Annotated in this window: 18 protein-coding genes and 1 pseudogene; 9 read left to right on the forward strand and 10 right to left on the reverse strand. The window is 35.0% G+C overall.

Annotation, left to right across the window (positions count from 1 at the left end; all coding sequences use genetic code 11):
* Nucleotides 1–412 precede the first annotated feature (412 nt).
* From ACTQ5K_RS23150 to ACTQ5K_RS23160, 3 genes are all read right to left on the reverse strand, one after another.
* Entirely contained in the window at nt 413–1,711 is a 1,299-nt protein-coding gene (locus tag ACTQ5K_RS23150) for an NCS2 family permease (protein WP_284561474.1), read from the reverse strand.
* A 273-nt stretch (nt 1,712–1,984) separates the two neighbouring features.
* On the reverse strand, nt 1,985–3,493 hold the full coding sequence (locus ACTQ5K_RS23155; RefSeq protein WP_441131352.1) for a coproporphyrinogen III oxidase: 1,509 nt from the start codon (nt 3,491–3,493) through the stop codon (nt 1,985–1,987).
* 159 nt (nt 3,494–3,652) lie between these two features.
* Complete coding sequence (locus ACTQ5K_RS23160) at nt 3,653–4,519, reverse strand: Cof-type HAD-IIB family hydrolase (RefSeq protein WP_031535653.1); 867 nt, start codon at nt 4,517–4,519, stop codon at nt 3,653–3,655.
* A gap of 436 nt (nt 4,520–4,955) precedes the next feature.
* Here ACTQ5K_RS23160 and ACTQ5K_RS23165 point away from each other — a divergent pair, with 436 nt between their 5' ends.
* Entirely contained in the window at nt 4,956–5,159 is a 204-nt protein-coding gene (locus tag ACTQ5K_RS23165; RefSeq protein WP_031535655.1) for an alpha/beta-type small acid-soluble spore protein, read from the forward strand.
* Between the two features lie 167 nt (nt 5,160–5,326).
* Here the strand turns inward: ACTQ5K_RS23165 and ACTQ5K_RS23170 are convergent, their stop codons facing one another.
* The gene (locus tag ACTQ5K_RS23170) at nt 5,327–5,683 is read right to left on the reverse strand and encodes a YlbF family regulator (RefSeq protein ID WP_031535657.1); all 357 of its coding nucleotides are present in this window, start codon (nt 5,681–5,683) and stop codon (nt 5,327–5,329) included.
* Between the two features lie 247 nt (nt 5,684–5,930).
* Here ACTQ5K_RS23170 and ACTQ5K_RS23175 point away from each other — a divergent pair, with 247 nt between their 5' ends.
* The 7 genes from ACTQ5K_RS23175 to ACTQ5K_RS23205 all read left to right on the forward strand — a co-directional run bounded on the left by ACTQ5K_RS23175 (nt 5,931) and on the right by ACTQ5K_RS23205 (nt 13,598).
* On the forward strand, nt 5,931–7,316 hold the full coding sequence (locus ACTQ5K_RS23175) for a YheC/YheD family endospore coat-associated protein (protein WP_441994358.1): 1,386 nt from the start codon (nt 5,931–5,933) through the stop codon (nt 7,314–7,316).
* Nucleotides 7,309–8,409: a YheC/YheD family endospore coat-associated protein gene (locus tag ACTQ5K_RS23180; RefSeq protein WP_441994359.1), complete on the forward strand. Its 1,101-nt coding sequence runs from the start codon at nt 7,309–7,311 to the stop codon at nt 8,407–8,409. Before ACTQ5K_RS23175 ends, ACTQ5K_RS23180 begins: the two co-directional genes overlap by 8 nt.
* Nucleotides 8,375–9,739 (forward strand): YheC/YheD family endospore coat-associated protein, encoded by a 1,365-nt coding sequence (locus ACTQ5K_RS23185; RefSeq protein ID WP_441994360.1) that lies wholly within the window; start codon nt 8,375–8,377, stop codon nt 9,737–9,739. Before ACTQ5K_RS23180 ends, ACTQ5K_RS23185 begins: the two co-directional genes overlap by 35 nt.
* Nucleotides 9,736–10,929, forward strand: coding sequence for a YheC/YheD family endospore coat-associated protein (locus ACTQ5K_RS23190; RefSeq protein ID WP_441994361.1), 1,194 nt, complete (start codon nt 9,736–9,738; stop codon nt 10,927–10,929). The genes ACTQ5K_RS23185 and ACTQ5K_RS23190 overlap by 4 nt, the downstream gene beginning before the upstream one ends.
* A gap of 31 nt (nt 10,930–10,960) precedes the next feature.
* Complete coding sequence (locus tag ACTQ5K_RS23195) at nt 10,961–11,137, forward strand: hypothetical protein (RefSeq protein WP_441994362.1); 177 nt, start codon at nt 10,961–10,963, stop codon at nt 11,135–11,137.
* A gap of 228 nt (nt 11,138–11,365) precedes the next feature.
* Complete coding sequence (locus ACTQ5K_RS23200) at nt 11,366–12,268, forward strand: PucR family transcriptional regulator (RefSeq protein ID WP_441994363.1); 903 nt, start codon at nt 11,366–11,368, stop codon at nt 12,266–12,268.
* A gap of 232 nt (nt 12,269–12,500) precedes the next feature.
* Nucleotides 12,501–13,598, forward strand: coding sequence for an ABC transporter ATP-binding protein (locus ACTQ5K_RS23205; protein WP_031535670.1), 1,098 nt, complete (start codon nt 12,501–12,503; stop codon nt 13,596–13,598).
* Nucleotides 13,599–13,682: 84 nt separating this feature from the next.
* On the opposite strand, the gene ACTQ5K_RS23210 is transcribed toward ACTQ5K_RS23205, so the two are convergent.
* Nucleotides 13,683–13,925: a hypothetical protein gene (locus tag ACTQ5K_RS23210; protein WP_231512503.1), complete on the reverse strand. Its 243-nt coding sequence runs from the start codon at nt 13,923–13,925 to the stop codon at nt 13,683–13,685.
* A 326-nt stretch (nt 13,926–14,251) separates the two neighbouring features.
* On the opposite strand from ACTQ5K_RS23210, the gene ACTQ5K_RS23215 reads away from it, so the two are divergent.
* Entirely contained in the window at nt 14,252–14,455 is a 204-nt protein-coding gene (locus tag ACTQ5K_RS23215; protein ID WP_031535675.1) for an alpha/beta-type small acid-soluble spore protein, read from the forward strand.
* A gap of 70 nt (nt 14,456–14,525) precedes the next feature.
* On the opposite strand, the gene ACTQ5K_RS23220 is transcribed toward ACTQ5K_RS23215, so the two are convergent.
* The 5 genes and pseudogenes from ACTQ5K_RS23220 to feoB all read right to left on the reverse strand — a co-directional run.
* A complete protein-coding gene (locus ACTQ5K_RS23220; protein ID WP_441994364.1) occupies nt 14,526–16,538 on the reverse strand; it encodes an ABC transporter ATP-binding protein in 2,013 nt (670 codons plus the stop codon).
* On the reverse strand, nt 16,535–18,295 hold the full coding sequence (locus ACTQ5K_RS23225; protein WP_031535679.1) for an ABC transporter ATP-binding protein: 1,761 nt from the start codon (nt 18,293–18,295) through the stop codon (nt 16,535–16,537). The genes ACTQ5K_RS23220 and ACTQ5K_RS23225 overlap by 4 nt, the downstream gene beginning before the upstream one ends.
* Before the next feature lie 427 nt (nt 18,296–18,722).
* On the reverse strand, nt 18,723–20,012 hold the full coding sequence (locus ACTQ5K_RS23230; protein ID WP_235251753.1) for an MFS transporter: 1,290 nt from the start codon (nt 20,010–20,012) through the stop codon (nt 18,723–18,725).
* 487 nt (nt 20,013–20,499) lie between these two features.
* Nucleotides 20,500–20,952, reverse strand: a complete 453-nt coding sequence (locus ACTQ5K_RS23235) for a helix-turn-helix transcriptional regulator (RefSeq protein ID WP_031535683.1) — start codon at nt 20,950–20,952, stop codon at nt 20,500–20,502.
* Between the two features lie 272 nt (nt 20,953–21,224).
* Nucleotides 21,225–22,361: pseudogene (gene feoB / locus ACTQ5K_RS23240) on the reverse strand (ferrous iron transport protein B); the annotation flags it as partial.
* Between the last annotated feature and the right edge of the window lie 117 nt (nt 22,362–22,478).

The raw sequence follows: 22,478 nt of genomic DNA on the forward strand, positions 1-22,478 counted from the left end.
TACCACAGTTTGAAAAAATTAATAGAATAGCTGAGGTTATTTGACATGCTCAAAAATAGTACTATCAAGTTCAAATATTTTTTAAATAACTACTTGACTAATCGTAGGAAAAGAGGCTGGGACATAAGTATTTCAATCAACAACAAACACGAAGTGAAATGGAGCGGAGGACGGTCGACTCCTGCGGGAAATAGAGGAAAGGCTGAGACCCCGCAGCGCAGCGAGGAGGCTCAGCTTTCTCCCCGCGGAAAGCGACAGTCTGTAGCGCAATGGAACGACTTAGTTTTTACACTTGAATATATTTGAAACCATAAATAACTAATATGAAAAAGTAGCTTTATTTAAGAGCTAAATTAGAGATTGTTCGTCTTTAAAGATTAGTTATTTAGATTTGTCCCAGCCTCTTTTCCTATTAATGTGGTAAAAATACTAATTGATAAAGGAATAACACAGCAAACACATATACTAATGGATGTACCATTTTGCCCTTCCCTTTTACTAGTTTTAATAATGGATAGGAGATAAAGCCAAGAGCTATTCCGGTTGCAATGCTTGATGTAAGTGGCATGCTTAAAATAACCAAAAATGCTGGAAAAGCTTCATCAAATTCATTCCATTTTATACCACTTATCGATCCCATCATTAAGCTTCCTACAATAATCAATGCAGGTGCAGTTATAGCAGATAATCCAGATATACTACCTACTAACGGTGCAAAAAAGGCAGATAAAATAAATAATACGGATACAGTGACCCCAGTTAAGCCAGTACGTCCACCTGCAGCCACACCTGAAGTAGATTCAATAAATGCTGTTGTTGGGCTTGTCCCAAACATCGCCCCAACAGATGTTCCAAGTGAATCAGCAAGTAGGGCTTGTCGTGCTTTAGGCAACTTATTGTTTTTCATTAGACCTGCTTGCTCTGCTACACCAACCATTGTTCCCGTAGTATCAAAAATCGTTACCAATAAGAAAGAAAAAACGACGGCATATAGCCCATGTTGAATAACATCGCCAAACGCAGTAAATGGATTACTGATAATAAGCCCTTCTGGCAAATGTGGTGTTGCCATAATCCCATTGTCAAAAGATAAGAATCCAGTGAAATAAGCGATAATGCTTGTTGCAATCATCCCTATGAATAAAGCTCCTTTTACATTCAAGCTAAACAGAATGATGGTGATAGCCAAACCGACCAATGCCAGAATAACGGTAGTCGACTTAAAATCTCCTAAGCCAACAAGATTTTCTGCATTGTCCACAATAATTCCTGTTTGTCTTAATCCAATAAAAGCAATAAACAACCCAATCCCCGCTGTAATGCCATGCTTTAAATTATCTGGTATTGCTAGTATCAGTTTTTCTCTAAAGGATGTTAAAGACAGAATTAGAAAGATAATACCTGCAACAAACACTGCTGATAGAGCAACTGTATAATCAACATTATTATTTCCGACCACCGAAAAGGCAAAATAGGCATTTAACCCCATCCCAGGTGCGATTGCAATTGGATAATTGGCGAAAAGAGCCATCCATAATGTTCCTAAAACTGCTGCAATAATCGTCGCAAGAAACACTTGATCGAACGGAATTCCTGCTTTTGATAGAATATCTGGATTGACAACTACTATATAAACCATTGTTAAAAAAGTAGTGAATCCAGCCATTAACTCCGTTTTCACGGTAGTATTATTTTGCTTTAAGTTAAACATAAAAGACCTCCAAAAAACGAACATTTAAAAACAACATTTTCTATGTTATTCGTTTTTAACACAAAAAGCAACTATTTTTCTTGATAAAAAAATGTCTATTTAGTGAAAAGCATTTATTAGTTTGACACTAGCTATTCTTTTCCATACGAAAAATAAAGGCGGGAACATAGAAAAAAATCTACCAGAACGAAAAATGGTTCTAATAGATTTTATTTTATTCCGCGTCCAAGACAAACAACGCAGATATTTTGACTCAGAAAAATTTATTAATCCTTATTTTGAAGCTTCTAATGAAAAATGTTCGTTTAACAATGCTATTTTTTTATCTGTATATTCCTCGAAGCTTTCATTATATGTTTTTGGATGCTTTGGATTAGAAAATTGTGTAATCTTCCCAGTAACAGGGTGGATAAATTTACTGGACGCTCCACAACCTACACCAATTACCGTCTGCAATTCTTCCATCATCATAATATTATAGATACTTTCTTGGTTTTTCTTTGAATAGCCGACATTCTCTAAATTCCCCAGAATATTTTTTTGACGGTATAAATAGTATGGTACATAATCATATTCCTCTGTCCATTCTTCTGCCATCTTCATCATTTGCTGAATTTCTTCTCTATCTGCTACCTTATATCTTGATTTATTTCGAGTCATTTCAGATGCACGTTTAAAAGATAAGGTATGAACAGTCAATGATTCAGGCATTAACTCTTCCGTCTTATCAAGAGAATACTTAAACTCCTCTATTCCTTCACCAGGAAGACCAATTATTAAATCCATATTAATATTATTCATTCCGTGCTTACGCGCTAAATGATACTTTTCAATTGTTTCTTCCACTGTATGATGTCTTCCAATTGCTTTTAAAGTTTGTTGTGTATACGATTGTGGATTAATACTAATGCGATCAATATTATATTTTTTTAGAACTTCCAGCTTTTCTGGGGTAATCGTATCGGGTCTTCCCGCTTCGACCGTTATTTCACGAATGTTTTCGACATTCGGAAAAGAAGCATGCATGCGCTCATAAAGCATGTCCATTTCTTCTGCCGAGATACTTGTTGGTGTACCGCCACCATAATAAACGGTTGTAATATTAATATTTTTCTCTTTCAGCCACTCGCCGATTTTTTCCATTTCATAATGAAGCCCACCTAAAAAGGAAGAAACAGAACCTTGACGTCCATTAATCGCGTATGCAGGGAATGTGCAATAAGCACATTTTGTCGGACAAAACGGAATGCCAATATAGATGCTTACTTCTTTTTTTAAATCATACAAATCAGGGATCACCGCTAGTTGCCGATCGATAATTTTCTGCATTAAATGGATTTTTTCTTCTGACATTAAAAATTCCTCGCGAAGAGCCTGATGTGCCTCCTCTGTGGGAGTTTGGGCTTGCATATGTCGATGAAGGAGCTTCGTCGGGCGAATCCCTGTTAATATTCCCCATTTTTGCACCATACCTGTGTATTCTTGCAACATTAATAAGTAGCTTTTTGAAATAGCTTTTTTCATTTGCTTAAATATTTCTTTATCAGTTAAATGGCTAAGATCTGCATTGCTTTCAAATGTAGTTCCTTCTTCTAGTTCATCTAGCTTCCCTTTTACAAAAAACACATTTCCAATGCTTTCTGTTTCAAATCGAACATGAAGGTCTGCCTTTTCTTCTGCTCTATAAAGCACTTTTGTATCTTCAAAAAATAGATTAGCTATATGCTCTAATGGCCTTATATAACGTTCATCTGTTAATCCTTGTATATATATAACTTTCATAATCATTCAACTCACCTTTATTCAAAAATAATGCTTCCTTATCCGATTATACTTTAGTCTACAAAAAGTAACTAGAAAGGTCAAAAAACTTTGTAAAGAAAAGCTAAAAGAGGAGAAGCCCTATAATGACTTCTCCTTTAGTAAAAATATAAATAATGGCTATTTAATAATATTCATTTTTCGTAAAAATTCAATTGGCTGCTGTTTACGGAAATGCTCTTTTACCATATAGGCAACGCCATCTTGGTTATTCGATCTCGTTACCCAATCTGCAGCAATTTTCACCTGATTTGATGCATTTCCCATTGCTACGCCAAGACCAACTGTTTCAATTAGTTCTAAATCATCCAACCCATCACCTATAGCAACCATTTCACTACTCTTAATTCCGAGTTTCTCCCCCAAATATAACAAGCCATTAAGCTTAGACACGCCAGCTGGCAAAATATCTAAGCGCAACTCATTATGCTGAACAACATAAATATCATCAAACATTTTTTCAAGCACTTCTTTTGCATCCTGACAATCTTTTTTCTCTTCAAAATATACTTCCATTTTAGGTGGGCTTACTGGTTCTTCTAATAAAACATCACTTAAAACATCGACGAATTGGTGGGAATAAAAAACAGGATCACCGGAAGATAAGACTGTCTTTGCAAGCATATTATGATGGAGCTTTGATTTATTAGCTAGTGAGAACTTTTCATGTACTAAGCGAATTTGGCAGATAAATCCTTCTAAAAATCGAACAATATCTGCTGTTAAATCTTCTGCTATTCGTTTCACAAAAATGGTATCGTCATCATGATTGGAAACTAATGCCCCTTCATGTGCAACGATATAACTATCCAATTTTAACGCTTTAGCTACCTTTTTTGCAGATGGCAAGCTCCTAGCGGTTACAAGTGTCACATAAATTCCTTTTTGCTGAACATATTCAACTGCTTCCTTCGTCGATTTTGTTAAACGCCCATTTGATTGAAGGAGAGTACCATCGATATTTAAAGCTAATAAGCGATAAATCATAAAATCCCCCATTTCTTCGATGTAGATGTATTGTCTTTATATATCATTTATGTGAGAAACAAGCATATTAGAACTTTTGACAGAAGATTAACAGAAGATATAGCGATTTATTGTGGTTATTTCTAAAAGGTTAGTAGCTATGAAAATTAATTTAAAATCGAGAGTGGAATGGAGCGGAAGAAAGTTGACTCCTGCGGGAAATAGAGGAAAGGCTGAGACCCCGCAGGCAAAGCCGAGGAGGCTCAGGTTCCTCCCCGCGGAAAGCAACTTTCTGGAGCGAAATGGAACGAACCTGTTTTTAACGATAACTGCATAAAAACAACATTTTATTTCCTATGGAAAAAATTACTTTTTGCTTTTTTGCATAAAAAACGTGATTTTTTTTAAAATAATAAACGTAACACAAATTAAATCACTCAAGGAGGAAACATTCATCATGGCAAATAACAATTCATCAAATCAATTATTAGTTCCAGGAGTATCTCAAGCATTGGATCAAATGAAATATGAAATTGCATCAGAGTTTGGAGTAAACCTTGGTGCTGAAACTACTTCTCGTGCTAACGGTTCAGTAGGTGGCGAAATCACTAAAAGATTAGTACAAATGGCTGAGCAACAACTTGGCGGAAGCAAGTTTTAATTAAAAAATATTTTAATTAAATAGATATGACTTTAGGAGGATGGCATTTCGCCATCCTCCTATTATTTTATCCACTTTCCCTATGATTTTTAGTACTTGGAATTCAATCTCTATGCTTTTCTCCATAAAAAAACCCCTACATAAGCAGAGGATTTTCGTTTGTCTTATTATTGTTGTTGTGCTGGTCCATATAACTCTTCTAATGGTTTCATGATAATTTGATTTAATTCACCAATTAACACACTCATGCGTTGTTCTGCAGCCATTAGCTTTGAAATACTTTCATGTTGTTGAACAAGTGCCACTGTTTTTTGTGCTTGTTCTACTTCTTCTTGAGTAATTTCTTGACCTGCCATTTGCTTTTGCTGAAGCTGTAGTTGAATATTACGGAAATTATCAAACATTGCTTTTGCGGAAGGATCTCCATTTACCGTATCATACATTGTTTTCAATTCTGTATATTCATCACTTTGACGAATCGCTTTCTCTAATTCATTTGCAGGGTCATGTACATTTACTGCCATTAAAACAACTCCTTTATTTAACAATTGTCTCCACTATAACAAACTATGCATCATAATACCAGAAATACCTTTATTTCAGAAATATAGGAAAAGTATCTATGCCTGTATCAGCTTTGAGCTTGAGCCAGTGAAATCTTTTTTCAAAGTTATCACAACTTAGCTATATTTTCATACGATATATCAGCACCAAAATAGGCGAATGTCAGTATCGCTCTTCCTAAATTGAAAAAACAAATGGGGAATCTGAATGACACTTAAATTTTTGCAACTATTTAAAAAAGACGATTTTCAAGAAGCTTTAGATGGATTATCTATAGCTATCAGTCCCTCTTTGCTAAAATTTTTAAACATAAATTTGAATGAGCCTGTGTATGTATGTCTAGCTAAAAGGAATGTTCAAGTTGCAGTTCAAACACATTCTCTTGAAAAGCAAGATATTGTGTTTAGTACTGATTTAGAAAAGAGTTTACTACTTCCAAAGGAAATCGATACTTTTCTCATCCCATATTTTAACAAAAATCAATTAATCCATTTAGGCCCAGTGATTGGCATATTAACAGAAATTAACGATGATAAGAAAGAAATCATATTTCCTAGCATTCAACATTTATGCAAGGAATTAACAGAAGAATTAACTCAAATAGGTGGATTCTTTTATCTTTTTGGACTACAAAATGTTCAAGAGGATAAAATGAACGGATATTTTTTTCATCATAACACTTGGAATAGGCTGGACTTCCCTTATCCTCATGTTATTTATAACCGGCTTCACTCTCGAAAAGCAGATTCTAGCACCGCCTTTTTAAAGCTTAAAAAATTACTTGAGGAAAAAGATATTCCTATTTTCAATAGCAGATTTTTTTCAAAAGATGAAACCTATCAACTTCTAAACAAAAGTGCAACAATGCATAAACATTTACCTTTAACAAAGCAACTCACCTATCAAAATTTTATTTCCATGCTAACATTCCCACTTCTTTATGTTAAACCAGTTCATGGCAGCCAAGGTAGAAATATCATTCATATTGAACACTTAAACAATGGATTTACTGCAACTATTTCTTCTGGAAAAAGAAAAGGAAAAACTAAACTATTTTCAGATGAAGAAAAGCTATGGAAATGGCTAGAAGGTTATGCCAAGCGAAGAAGCTATATATGTCAGCAAGGAATTGATTTTCTCAAATCACAAGAGCGCTCTCTGGACTTCCGTATTCTTTGCCATAAAAATTACCAAGGCAACTGGACCATTACCTCCATTGTTGCAAGAATTGCTCAAAAAAATGCAATCGTTGCAAATTTGGCCCAAGGTGCAGAAATGCAGCCAGCAAAAGTCGTGTTACATGAATTACTGACTACAGAAAAAGCAGTACAGAAAATAGAAGAGTTAAAAGCATTAGCTTTAGAGATAGCAGCTATCCTTAGTGAAAATACAGATGGATACTTAGGAGAATTAGGTATCGATATTGGTATGGATAAACAAGGTCATCTGTGGGTTATCGAAGTAAATTCCAAACCTTCTAAGAAATTAGAAGAACATATTGAAAAAACAAGGCCATCTACGAAAGCTTTGCTTGAATATTTTATTGCACTTTCCTTTTCCCCTTGTTTAAAGGAGATATCAGAAGATGAATAAATTTGGAATTATGTCATTATCCTTAGAGCATGAAAACAAATACATTCACGAAATAGCAAAATATGGACGCGATTATCATTTAACGATCTATCATTTTGTCCCATCCACCTATCATCCCTTTACACATACTGTAAAAGGAAAAGAATATATGCCAGACTCAGATACTTGGATAGAATCAGAATTCCCAGTTCCTACTATTCTATATGATCGTTGTTTTTATCATGATGATTCTCATTCTATCCAATGCAAAAATATTATTCAATGGCTAAAAAAACAGCCTAATATCACCTTTATCGGCAATGGATTACCAAATAAATGGCAACTATATCAAGTATTGCGTGAATCAAAGCTTGCAGCATATATTCCAGAAACATTTCTCTTACAATCAGCAAATCAAGTTAATTTTCAGAGCTTAAATCCAATAATCATAAAACCGATAAATGGCTCCCAAGGAAATGGACTATTTTTTATCAAGAGACAAAAAGAAGGAATATTAGTAAGAACGGATAAAAAAGATAAAACAGTAGAAAAGTTATTTTCTGATCGGATAACTTTTAATAAATGGCTTAATCAGCTTTTAAAAAGAAATGCTTATTTAATGCAAGCATATCTTCCACTCTCAAACAAAGACGAACAACCATTTGATATTCGTGCTCTTATGCAAAAAAACGTGAAAGAAGAATGGGAAGTCGTTGAGAAAGGAGTCCGTATTGGGGAAAAAGGGAGAATCATCTCAAATTTAAGTGCTGGTGCATCGATTGTTGCCTTTGATGATTGGTTTCCGTCCATTCACATTAAATTAAAAAGCTTTCTTAAACAGGAAATAGAGGAAATATTTTCACTCCTTCCTTCCATATTAGAAAGTTCTTTATCTCCATTATTTGAAATCGGCGTAGATATTGGTATTACCCCAAATGGCTCCTTATGGATTCTTGATGTAAATTCAAAGCCAGGAAGAAAAGTAATCACGACAGCCTATCCTCATCTAAGCGAGAAACTCTATAAAGCTCCTGTCCTTTATGCTGCTAAATTAGCTGATGATAAAAGGAGGAATCTGGATGAAAAAGCTATATCCTATCGAAATAATAACTGATAGCGAAAATACAGTCTACTTACCAACTGACTTTGATAGGAACACAGATTTAAAAATACTTGCTTTTGGCACTGCAAGTAAGGAAGCAACGATTAAAAAACAGAATAAATCAAGAAATACGGTGGGAATTAGTTCCGATCTTTTTAATGACTTGCATTTCCCATCGTCCACTTCTAATATTCATTTATTTGCGGTTAATGAGACGTTATACGCAGGTCCACTACTAGGAATATTCACATCCGGATTTTCAACCATAAAAGTGCGTCCAATCGGAGATCGTTCCATTTTATTTTCAAAGCTTCTTTCTGTGCAAAAAACAGTTGGTGTCATCGCCTTCCTATTTGGGGAGCAACATGTTAATTGGGATACTGGTACCATTAATGGACTATTTTATGAGGATGGCTGGAAATCAGTAGAGGTTCCTTTCCCAAATGTTATTTATGACCGCATACCTAATCGCAGAATTGAAAACCTAAACAAAATTCAAGTCGTTAAAAACAGATTGCAACAGGAATATTCGATTCCCTGGTATAATCCAGGCTTCTTTAATAAATTGGATATTTATGAAAGATTACTGCAAGATGATAATATTTCCGATTATTTGCCAGAGACCCATGCACTCACTAATTTTTCTGTTATCGAAAGAATGCTCTCAAACTTTGGCAATGTATATATTAAACCAAAAAACGGGAGTCTTGGAAAAGGGATTTACCAGCTATTGTATGATAAAAAAGATGGCTATTACTACACCCGCTTTAAAGATATAGACCAAGGTAATCGGCTCATGAAATTTGACCATTTAGAAGCATTAATGAATCATTTATTCGACAAGCAAAACTTATCTCATTATATCGTTCAACAAGGCATTCACTTAATTCGCTCGGAAAAAAAGTCAGTCGATTTTCGAATTCATACAAATAAAAATAAAGATGGACAATGGGAAATGACTGCAATTGCAGCAAAAATTGCTGGTGCAGGAAGTGTAACTACACATCTTAATAATGGAGGAATGGTTAAAGCAATGGACGAATTAACGGATACAGATTTAAAAAGCGAAGAAATGATAAATAAACTTACTAAAGCATCCCTGCAAATCAGTAAAGCTCTAGAAAAGCAGATGGAAGGATATATTGGCGAAATCGGATTCGATTTAGGGTTGGATCGCAAAGGGCGTGTCTGGTTATTTGAGGCGAACGCTAAACCTGGAAGAAGCATCTTTAAACATCCCTCTCTAAAAAAATACGATCTGGAAACACGCCGAAAATCCCTAGAGTACGGAGTCTTTCTAATGGAACAAAGCATCCATAGTCTTGAGGATATTTTTCAATGAATATTTATTATGATTCCGAAAAAGAATGTTGGTATACAGATTCAACAAAAAATTACTTTTTTGGATCATCTAAAATGCGATTATCTTTCGCGAAGCCTCCTTCCAATCATGTAGCTTTTCCGATTGTCGAATACCAGAATAAGGTTGGCCCATTAATTGGCATTATGATTGCAAAAAATAAGCAAGACAAATTAATAGGGAATGGTGCGCTTTTTAAGGGGATTCAGAAACAGCTGCAGCTTTCAGGCGGGATTGTCGTCATCTTTCCGCCTGAAAATTTACAAAGAGATGAGCTGACAGGCTATATTTTTTGTTCCATTCAAAATAAGTGGATTAAAGCAATTACACCATTGCCAGACATAGTTTATAACCGAGTGCCATTTCGAAACACAGAAAAGCAAGAGGTCTTCCAAAATGCCGTATCTTTTCTAAAAAAAAATGGAATCCCTTTTTTTAATCCATCCTTTATAAATAAATGGGAACTTTATGAGCTATTTAGCGAGCACCCTTTGTTAAATAGTCACATACCGAAAACATCACTATTAGAGAGAAAAGAGGATTTTGTTGCTTTTTTTCATGCATATAAAAAGATTTATTTAAAACCAATTGAGGGATCTAAGGGGAATCATATTTATCGCATAAGACTAGAAAAAGAGCATTCCATCCAAGTAAGTACAACGAAGGAAACAGCTTTTTTTTCTTCGATAGATGAAGTTTGGAATCAATATTATCAAGAATGGTCCCAAAAGAAATTTCTTATCCAAGAAGGTATTGACGGAGCATTATATAAAGGAAGCCGCTATGATTTCCGCCTGTTAGTCATGTTTGAAGAAAATCGCTATGTTCTATCAGGAGTTGGCGTAAGACAGGCAAATCAACAAGATGTAACGACTCATATTCCATCCGGCGGAAAACTACTTGCCTATCGTGAAGTAGCACAAAAGGAACATGATCTATTTTTCGAAAAACTAGTCAACCATTGTGGAGAGGTTATAACAAAAAAATATGGTTTCATAGGTGAATTCTCGATTGATGCTTGTGTAGATAAAGAAGGCAATTATTATCTTTTTGAAATCAATGCAAAACCAATGTTATTTGATGAAGTAGAGATTGAGGAAAGAAGATGCCAGCAACTAGTAAAGCTCTTTTATACACTGACTAATTTCCCCTCCAAGAATAAAACTAATTAGAATACTCATCCTAATGGTAGGAGGGATTTTCATGCAAAGAGCAAAAAAAGATCTTGAATTTGAAGGCAAGGACGAAGCCTATTTAGATATTGACCGTATGATTAATGAAGGATTAGCTGGCGGTACGGTTTTCAATAGAGAAGAAAATGCTAATATCGAAGAAGCAAGAGAGCTGCCTGAAGAAGAACCACCTCATATAAGCAAATAAACACATTCAGCATCCCCTTAATTAGTGATTTTATATGGAAGGGGGTGCATTTTAACTTTATCTCGGTTAATGTTAGTTTTTATCAGCCAAACTTCAGATTTTTCAGCCAATACTGAATCCTTTTCAGCCAAACTCTCCCTCCACAAACGCCCCCACTTGCCCCATTTCTATAAAAAGTTATAAAATAAAATTATGATAATGTTTTTACTATTTCGGAGGTAACATCAATTGAAGCATAAAATATTAGCTTATTATAAACATAGCTTGGAGCAATCAACGCCTCCAGCCCCGTCTCAGCTTTCTGATTATCATTGGTTCAAGACTAATTTTCAAGATGATTGGATTGGCATTCTAAAGCAGGAGATCGATGAATCTCAGCTAGAATTATTAAAAGCATGCTATGATTTTTTCGAACCTGATGAAACATTAAAGAACGAAGAGTATACCTGGAATCAATATCTTTATTTCAATGGAGAAAAGCCTGCTTTTAAAAATGTTGAAACCATACGTTTCATCCAGTTTCAAATTAAAGGAATTTCTGTTTCTCTTGAAAAAAAATTGATTGAGTCTGCCTTTGAAGGATTTATAGATACAAATAGTCTTATTATATGGAATGGCTTAAGTGAAGGTGTGGTCATTGAGCAAAATGCACAATATTTAGAAGAGGAAGATTTACTTGCTCTTGCGCAAGCTTTACAATCCGATTTCTTTTTTTCCATTTGTTTTTATTTAGGAAAAGAAATGAAGCTAAGTAGTCCAATCCCCACAATATTTGGACAAGAAAGAAACTTATTTTCAAAAGGCTTGGCATTTATGCCAAAATCAAATGTACTCAGTATGGAAACGATTCTCCCAAACCTATTAATCAGCCGACTAAGAGAAGACGAACTTCATTTATTTAAAGAATGGTTCTCGATATTTGATGAAGATAAAGAACTTCTGCTGACCATTAAAACATTCATAGAAAACAATGGACACAGCACCAATACAGCCAAACAATTATTTATCCACCGCAATACATTACAATACCGCCTTGATAAATTTACTGAAAAAACAGGATTTGACTTAAAAAATTATCATAGTTACATAACAACCTATCTTGCTTGCTTATATTATACAAGTGGAAGATAGCACTTTTCCAAAGCCATTATTGGCTTTTTTCTTTTGCATCCCCTCTTATTCTCCACCCAAATAAACATTGCCTATAGATTATTTGCTATAAAAACGAGCGAATTCACCTGATTATACAAGTTCTTAGGCATTTTGCTCAAAATTTTGTAAGCGTTTTTCATGCAATTCGCCAATTTGAAAACGGTATCAAAAGTGTTAAAGTATAACTATAAAATAGTAGGGGGAGAACAAAATGGCAGAACTAGTGTTAAAGAATATTTATAAAATTTATGATGAAAAAGTAGAAGCGGTTAAAGATTTTAATTTACACATTCAGGATAAAGAATTTGTCGTATTTGTTGGTCCTTCTGGTTGCGGTAAATCAACAACTCTTCGTATGATTGCAGGTCTTGAAGATATTTCAAAAGGTGATTTCTTTATTGATGAATTACGTGTTAACGATGTTGCTCCAAAAGATCGCGATATTGCGATGGTTTTCCAAAACTATGCACTATATCCACATATGACTGTATATGATAATATGGCATTCGGATTAAAACTTCGTAAATTCCCTAAAGCGGAAATTGAAGAAAGAGTAAATAACGCTGCAAAAATTCTAGGATTAGAAGAATACTTAAAAAGAAAACCAAAAGCATTATCCGGTGGACAACGTCAAAGGGTTGCACTAGGCCGCGCCATTGTTCGTGATGCAAAAGTATTCTTAATGGATGAGCCATTATCAAACTTAGATGCTAAATTACGTGTACAAATGCGTGCTGAAATTTCAAAGCTTCACCAAAGACTACAAACGACTACTATTTATGTAACGCATGACCAAACAGAAGCGATGACAATGGCAACAAGACTTGTTGTTATGAAAGATGGAGTTATCCAACAGGTTGGTGCTCCAAAAGAAGTATACGAAAAACCGGAAAATGTTTTTGTTGGCGGATTTATTGGTTCACCAGCAATGAACTTCTTTGAAGGAAAAGTAGTCGACAATAAAATGGTAATTGGCGATAGTTCTTTCATCATTCCAGAAGGAAAATTAAAAACATTGCGCGAACAAAATTATGTTGGTAAAGAAGTTATCTTCGGTGTTCGTCCAGAAGATATCCATGATGAATTAGTATTTATAAGCAGTTCAGAAAATACAAGCTTTGACGCAAAAGTAGATGTATTTGAATTAACAGGTGCAGAGAGCCTTGTGTACTCTACTCTATCTGGAAAAGAATTTGTTGCTCGCTTAGATTCAAGAGCCGACCTTCAAGCTGGTCAATCAGTTAAATTAGCGTTTGATATGAATAAAGGTCACTTCTTCGATAAAGAAACAGAACTTCGTATTCGTTAATTGCATACTAAACAAAAGGCTTACCTTGCTATATATGCTCGGTAAGCTTTTTTACTATTAGATACAATGGTCTCCAAATCATTTTTATTCCTTTATTAATAAAATTTCTTCCTGCCCACAATGAGGACACTGTATAAAATGAGGACATAAATGTGCAGATAAATCTTGATAGCCATCTTCTAACTTCATCTGATCAATTGGCATATATGCACTATAGTCATCATAATAGTCCATCACTCTCCCCCTGTCTTCCACTTGATATCCACAGTTCGTACAAGGCTTTTCTAAGCTTTCCATCCCATTACAAATCGGACATATTGAGCCCACTTTATATTCACCTTCCTTTTTTCCACAATCCGGAGACATTAAGTAGTGCCTTAAAGAGAAAATGCACTTTATTCTGCCTTTAGTTTCTGTATTGAAATAGAAACTATCCAACTGTTGTAAAAGGAATTAATTTCCTCCTTTTTTTGTTGAATAAGAACAAGAAATCCATCCATAATAATAGTACAAGCAACAACCAAGGCAACAACTAACCAGCAAAATGCCATATCTATTAATGGGTTACACCTAGTGGTAGTAAGAATTCTCTTACAACTGGTGCAATTCCAGTTAACCCAACCAAAAAAACAACTAGAAGGAGCTGGAACACAATGGCAAACAACAATTCTTCAAATCAACTATTAGTACCAGGAGTATCTCAAGCTCTAGACCAAATGAAATACGAAATTGCATCTGAATTCGGTGTAAACCTAGGTGCAGAAACTACTTCTCGCGCTAACGGATCTGTTGGTGGAGAAATTACAAAACGCTTAGTACAAATGGCTGAAAAGCAACTAGGTGGATTTCAAGGCTAATAACAATTTAATATAATGGCTAAAGCCCTCCTACATTTAGGAGGGCTTGCTTATGAAGAGAAATTATCCATTATCCTGCTAAACTCTCCCCTTGCTGCAACTGATACATATGATAATATTTTCCTTTTAATCCCATCAATTCATCATGATTGCCTTTTTCTACTATTTCTCCATGATCAAGTACGATAATTTGATCAGCATTCCGAATCGTTGATAGTCGATGGGCAATGATAAAGGTCGTTCTGCCTTCCTTTAGTACTTCCATCGCATGTTGAATGATTTGTTCTGTTTCCGTATCAATACTGCTTGTTGCTTCATCTAAAATAAGAATCGCTGGATCAAAAGCAAGCGCTCTGGCAAAGGAAATTAGCTGTCTTTGCCCACTAGAAAGCGTACTTCCCTTTTCAATTACTGGCTCATCGTATCCCTTTTCTAAATGCTTTAATACCCTATCTGCACCTACATCCTTTAATGCTTTCTCCACGGTTGCCCTTGATATGGATGGGTCATTTAACGTTACATTTGAGGCGATTGTTCCAGTAAAGAGGAACGGATCTTGAAGAACAATTCCCATATATTTACGAAGATCTTGCTTGGAAATAGACATGATATCTTTTCCATCTATCGTAATCTTCCCTGATTGAATATCATAGAACCGGAATAATAGATTCATAATAGAGCTTTTTCCAGATCCAGTATGACCTACTAATGCGACTGTTTCTCCTTGCTTTGCTTCAAAAGAGATATTTTTCAATACATAATCATTATCTTTATAGGCAAAGTTTACTTGATCAAACGTTACATTCCCTTTATAGCGTCCTAGTGTAACATCCTTCACATCAATTCCATCTTCATCTAATAATTCAAATACTCGTTCCCCTGCAACAAGAGCTTGCTCTAAATTAGCCAATTGATTGACAATCCCTTGTACCGGCTGAAAAAGACGATTAATATAATCAACAAATGCATAGAGCATCCCAAGAGAAAGAGCCGTTGTTGCTGTTAAAGATTGACCTGCAATATACCAAATAAACACGACAAATACTATGTTTCTTAATACATTCACCAAATTATGGGAGGTAAGACTATTTAAATGGAGCATCTTATTTTGAAAGCGAAAATGCTCCTTATTTAAATCCTCAAATTCTTCCCTTGTTTGCTTTTCTTTGCCAAAGGCTTGAATGATATGCATTCCTTGAATAGATTCGTTCACCATTCCATTAATATCACTAATTTTTGCACGAATCACATGATTATATCTAGACGCAAATTTGCGGTAGCCAATCATCCATATATATAAAATGGGAAGAAGAATTAAACATATCGCTGCAAGAGGCGGATTCAAAATAAACAGGGCAATATAAATTCCGATAATGTTAATTCCACTTGAAAAGAAATTCGAGAGTACTGTTACATATAGCTCCCTAATTGCCTCTGTGTCATTTGTTACTCTGGCAACTACTTTACCAGCAGGAAGATTATCAAAATATTTGATCGGCAACCGCTGAATTTGCGCAAATACGTCTTCCCGCATTTTTTGAATAATTCGGTTTGCTGACTTTTGTAATAAGTAATGCTGGCCGTATTGGAATATGGCAGAAATAATAACTAATCCAAAATAAAAAGATAAAAGCTTTAAAATAGGCATAATTTCTGGCTTATAAAAATCAAATACTTCCGTTCGAGTTAAAGCAGTAGCGGGATAGGTTGCCATTTCTCCCTCTCTGCTGATTGTCAGTGTGCCATTCGCAAATTGTCGACTTCCATCAAAGGAAATAGTGCCATCTACAAAAAGAAATTGTCTTCCAACCTGAAGAATTCTAGCTTCTGCAAGCATTTCTTCATCTAAATCAAGGTATTCAGCTTTTTTGTAAAAATTCCCGTTATATGCTACTGCATCGCTAGTTGGTTCTGTTTGATACCAAAGGGATTCAATCCCTGTAATATGATCATCAATTACTTTTTTTGCAACAAACGGTCCTGCAAGGTCGGCGATAACAGCAATTGTCAGCATGAGTAGCGCAGTAAGAATTATTCCTTTAAAGCTCCATGCATATCGAAATAAACGTTGTCCAGTAGTCATGCTTGCACCTCCACTTCTTCAGATTCTGCTTTCGTCTGTTGCGTAATATATTGTTCTTTGTACCAGCCATTCAAATCCATTAGCTCATCATGTGTTCCATGCTCTATGATATAACCATCTTCCATTACGATAATATGGTCAGCATGTTGCACAGCTGTCATACGATGTGTTGTAATAATCGTTGTTTTTGCTTGGCGTTCCTGCTTTATATTCGAAATAATCTTTTGCTCCGTTTTTGCATCTACCGCTGATAAAGAATCATCTAATATTAAAATTTCCGGCTTACGGATAAGGGCTCTGGCAATCGATATACGCTGTTTTTGCCCGCCAGATAATGCGACTCCTTTTTCCCCAACAAGTGTCTTTAACCCTTCTGGAAGCATATCAATATCCTGTTTAAAAGAGGCAAGGCTAATTGCTTCCTCTAATTCTTTTTCCGTAGCATTTTCTTTTCCAAATAAGATATTCTCTTTCACTGTTTTTGAAAAAAGAACATGATCTTGGGGAACATAGCCAATCCAACCTCTTAACGTATGCAAATCGATCGAATCAATGCTATTCCCGTTAATCTCAAGCTTCCCTTCCCCTTTTGGATATTCTCTAAGGAGCTGCTTTATAATTGTCGTTTTCCCACTTCCTGTTTTACCAACAATCCCAACAGTTTCTCCTCTTCTGATGGTTAAATAAATATCACGAAGATTTTCTTGTTTAGATGATGGGTATTGAAATTGCACATCCTTTAACTGGATAATTTCTGGAACACCCAGTCCATTTCCACTTCCCGAACTGATGACGTCCGCTTTGTAGCTTAATGTTTCCTGCACCCGATCTAAAGAAGCATTTCCGCGCTGCATGATATTCATTAATTCCCCCACTGCAAACATTGGCCAAACAATCATTCCTAAATACACATTAAATGTAACAAGCTGCCCAATTGTTAACTGTTGCTGGAATACTAGATAAGCTCCATAGCCAAGGCCAATTAAATAACTTAATCCAACAAGAATCCGTATAGTAGGGTCGAATAAAGAATCTATTTTAGCAACACGTAAGTTCTTTTTGAACACATCTTCTGTGAAATGATGAAATTGTTTTTCTTCTTCTTTTTCTAAAACATATGCACGAATCACGCGTACTCCTGAAACAGACTGCAAGACACTATCATTCATATCACCAAAAGCATCCTGTGCTTCCATAAACCGCTTATGGATTCTTTCCCCATATATTTTCATGATTACTGCCATAATAGGAAGTGGAAGAATCGCTGCAAGTGTTAATTTCCAGCTTACTGTTATGATCATCGTAATTAAAATTGTCAGCATAAATACTGTGGAATCGACCAATGTTAAAATACCAAACCCCGCAGTAACCGAAACTGCTTTTAAATCATTCGTTGCTCTTGCCATTAAATCTCCGGTTTTATTTTTTTCAAAAAAGGTTGGCGTCATTTTTAATAGGTGATTCATAAATTTGCTTCTTAGTTTCAATTCTAAGATATTTGCTCCACCAAATAACTTATACATCCAAAAATAGGTGATGATATATGTACTGATTGTGATTCCTGATACAACAAGTATATACATCATTGTTTTATTGGTCGTTAGTGTTCCAATCGTTAGTTCATCGATAAACAATCCTAAAATTCTTGGTGGCAATACCTCAATAAAGCCAACAATAATTAACAGAATTATAGCTATCGTATAACTTTTCCAATGCTCTTTAAAAAACCATTTTAATTTAAAAAATATCGAAAACATTCACTCATCCCCTGTCTCTCTTCTTTGCTGACTAGCCACTTTCTAAATCCTTTAACTCATTTCTTGCCTCTTTTACTGATACAATCATCGACTTTTCCTCCTTTACTATTCATTAGAAAATAAACGTTTTGCCCTTTTTCGCATTCCATATTTTCCCACAAAAAAAGAGACAGACCGCAACCATGCGACCCATCTCTAGATGATAGAAAAATACACAGGTTACCTATAATGGCAACCAGCTTTTTTTTGCAAAAAATTATCGATAAGAAAGAAGAAGGTTACCAATGTATGAAGTTTTAATGGAGTAATATCTATTTAATCTTTTCATCAGTAACCATCCTTTCTCTACATTTATTTTCCAATATAAATGAGATTAACACGTAGTTTTTATAAAGTCAATTGCAAATATTTCGAAAATCAAAAGAATTTAATAATTTAGTTGAACCTCTTTTTTCCCAGCTAACTTTTCTTTTGCTTCCTTTTCTCTTGCTAATCTTGGCAATACTAAACTGTAATAGCCACCAACAATAAGAAAACATGTGCCCACAAACCAATAAATTATCTCTATAGAAAACCATTTAGGATAGCCGATTGAGATAATCCCAAGCGTAATGGACTGTGACAGCATCATTAGCGGGGTAATCCAGCCTTGTACCCTTCCCATCATTTTCGGCTCTATAATGGTTGGCATCCATCCACCAATTGCAATATTAATCATCGGTAACCCCAATGCTAATAAGAAACAAATTGTTAAAAAGAATAGGACATTTGTGGCATATGACGCTAGAATTGTCATAACAGCAATATAAAATGCTCCGATTATAATCAGCTTAAATAATTTTACCTTTTGGGTAAGAAGAGAAGAAAGGAAGCTTCCAATCATTACTCCTGTGCCAAAGACAATTCCCAAATAAATTGATACTTGTTCATAATTATCAGGAGCTAATTTATATTTCAAAATAAATACTTGCATCACACTAAATCCACCATTTACAACCCCAAATGCAATAAATCCATAAATTAATGCTAATAATAATTTATTAGAGAGTATGTACTTTAGACCAATCATAAAGTCACTCCATATAAATCGAATATTTAAGTCTTTTAACGAGTGGGTGCCATTTGGCTGTCGAATTTCTTCACTCAGCTTCATTGACTTAATGAGAAGCCCGCTTATCGTTAAAGTAACAACATCAACTACTATCGCTCCATAAATCCCCAATGTCCAATATACGAATATACCAATCGCATTACCGAATAGCATAAAGACACTATTAATGAATTGATTAAGTCCTGCTGCGGTTGTATAGTCCTCTTTTCTTAATACCCCTTGAAGAATGCCTTGTTCTGCAGGAAAAAAGAATTTCTGAACAGCACTTCGAATAAATAAAGTGAGAAAGATAAGTGGCATCCAGCCAGTGGAAACTGCGCCTAATAAGCATAGAGACATGGCTGCTGCTATCATCTCACAATGGTAAGCAATCTTCTGGCGATCTAGTCGATCTGCCACTACTCCAACAAGAAAAAACACGGCTAGCGTTGGCAAGGAAAACATTAATTCCGTTATCGTGGCATAAGATGGCTGCTCTGAGAAACGATCAAGAATATAAAACATGAAAGCTGTTAAACCAATAACACTCCCCATTTGTGATGTGACATTGGCTATAAATAGTCTGGTAAAGCTCGCATTTTTAAAAATTTCTGTAAATTTATTCATTTCTTATCCCTCATCCTTTAGTTGATGAGTTTATTCTATCTTTCTTCCTATAGATAATGAACATTCATGCGATGGTTTCTCTTTCCGTCTATAGACGGAAAGAAATTCCATTATTAAGTCTGATATCAGATTGTTTTCTTTATGAAAGGGAGCCAGGCTCTTTGAATGTAATGAAAATATACTTTGCCAGATGTCTCTTTTTCGTTTAATTGAGGCTTTTATGGTTACTGAGATGCTCTCTCTTTACCTTTTCCTCTTGAAAGATGCTCTTATAGACACGGATGCTAACGCTTAAACCTGTATAGCATTTCAATCTATGTTTTCCTTTGTTGTTTTTCCTCACCGCATGGACCCATTCAATCATTTCATATTAAGATTTATAAGTGATTTTCTAATAAAGTAGCACAAAAATAGGCTGCCCTTATTAAATTATTAGTCTTTTTCAATAAAAACTAACACTCATAGGACAGCCTAATTTATGCATGATTTATTCGCCGTTAAGTTCCTTAAAACGATCTTTTGATTCTTTTTCTTCAAAGCTAGAGAAGATTCGAAAATGGTCCTCGTCAATAATTCGAAAATGCTGACTTATAATATTTTGTTGTAGAATAAATCCATTCTTTTTTTCTACTTCTCTCCACCATACTTTTCCACCAAGGGTTTTCTCTTTTCGATAATCCATTCCATCTCGAGCAACTGTTTCTAATACCTCTAATGGCTCATTACCAAATAAAAAGCGAACCGTTTCTGTCTCTCTAAAAAGTGCGCAAACTGCTACTACAGTAGACCAACCTGCGTATAGTCTGCCTTTCTCAATTTGCACTAATGTCTTTTTTGATAAACCAATAACCTCAGCCATCTTATCTTGGGTATATCCCGCTTCTGTGCGTATTAATCTCATCTTTTCCGATACACTCTCAATAATTTCTTCTCTAGTCAAAGTTTCTTCATTCCCTTATTAGTTATGTGTAATTTTACACCATCACTAATATTATAAGCTTCCTTTGCATAAATATCAATTTAAAACTATGAGATGCCCTAAATTAATTTTTTTTGTTCAATGCTTCACATTTTTGTTCGCAAGCTTTCTGTAAGGAACACGCTGCACATCTTCCCTTTTTCGATTGTTGAATGTGACGGTATAACCCATAACTTGCGTAACTAAAAATCAGAAATCCGAGTAAAATGCTGATCAACATTCTATTCACTCCTTTAATTTAAACCGATCCATTTTCCGAGTTGATAAATTACAAAAGAAATAAGATATGCAAGAATAAGTGCATAACCAACAGAAAATGCAGACCATTTTTTTGATCCTGTTTCTTTATAGATAGTACCAAGTGTTGCTAGGCAAGGAATGTATAATAGAATAAACACCATAAAACTATAGGAGGCTAGCGGCGTATAGACTTCACCCATTAAATGCTGCAAGCTTCTTGTATCAGGAACGGCATATATGATATTCATAGCAGAAATAATTGCTTCTTTTGCAAGAAATCCAGTTAATAAGGATGCTCCTGCTTCCCATGTTCCAAAACCTAGTGGGGCAAGAACTGGAGCCATCACTGAACCAATTAACGCTAAAAAGCTTTGGTCCATTTTTACATCTAATCCCCCTGGGCCTAAATAAGTTAATAACCAGATGAAAACAGAACCAGCGAAGATAAAAGTACCTGCCTTCTTTAAAAATCCTTTTCCTTTGTCCCATGTACTTTTCCATAATACCTTTATACTAGGTAATCGATATGGTGGCAGTTCGATTAGAAAGATAGATTTTTCTCCTTTTAAAATAGTGGAGGAAAATAATTTAGCGAGTAATAAGGCCATTACAATACTTAAAATATAGAGAGATAACACTATTATCGCTCCATTTTTTCCAAAGAAAGCTCCTATGAATAATGCATAAACAGGAAATCTTGCCGAGCAACTCATTAATGGTAACAATAAAATCGTTAATAATCTCTCCTTCTTTGTTTCGATCGTTCTTGCCGCCATGACCCCAGGAACATTGCAGCCAAACCCAATAATCATTGGGATAAAGGCTTTCCCATTCAATCCTACATTTTCTAACCATTTATCCATTACGAGTGCTACTCTAGACATATAGCCCGAGTCCTCTAAAAAGGAAATACAAAAAAACAAAATAAAAATTTGCGGAACGAAAACTAAAACCCCACCTACCCCTGCAATAATTCCATCAATAACAAGGGATTTTATAAAGTCTGTAGCTTGCAAACTTGTTAAAAGACTTGTTACTCCATTCGTTAATAAATCAGAAATAAAATAATCTAGCAAATCAGATAACGGTGTTCCAAACCAATCAAAAGTCATCATAAATAATAAATACATAAAGACTCACTAGTGTTGCATTAATTTATTTTCACTATTAAAAATACTCAAAATGTTCAATTTTATTATTTTGTGCAAAGAAAAAGTCCTTTATAATGGATAAGTCAGGTGGTAACC

This window comes from Niallia sp. Sow4_A1, assembly GCF_052116745.1.
In the GTDB taxonomy this organism is placed as follows: domain Bacteria; phylum Bacillota; class Bacilli; order Bacillales; family Cytobacillaceae; genus Niallia; species Niallia hominis.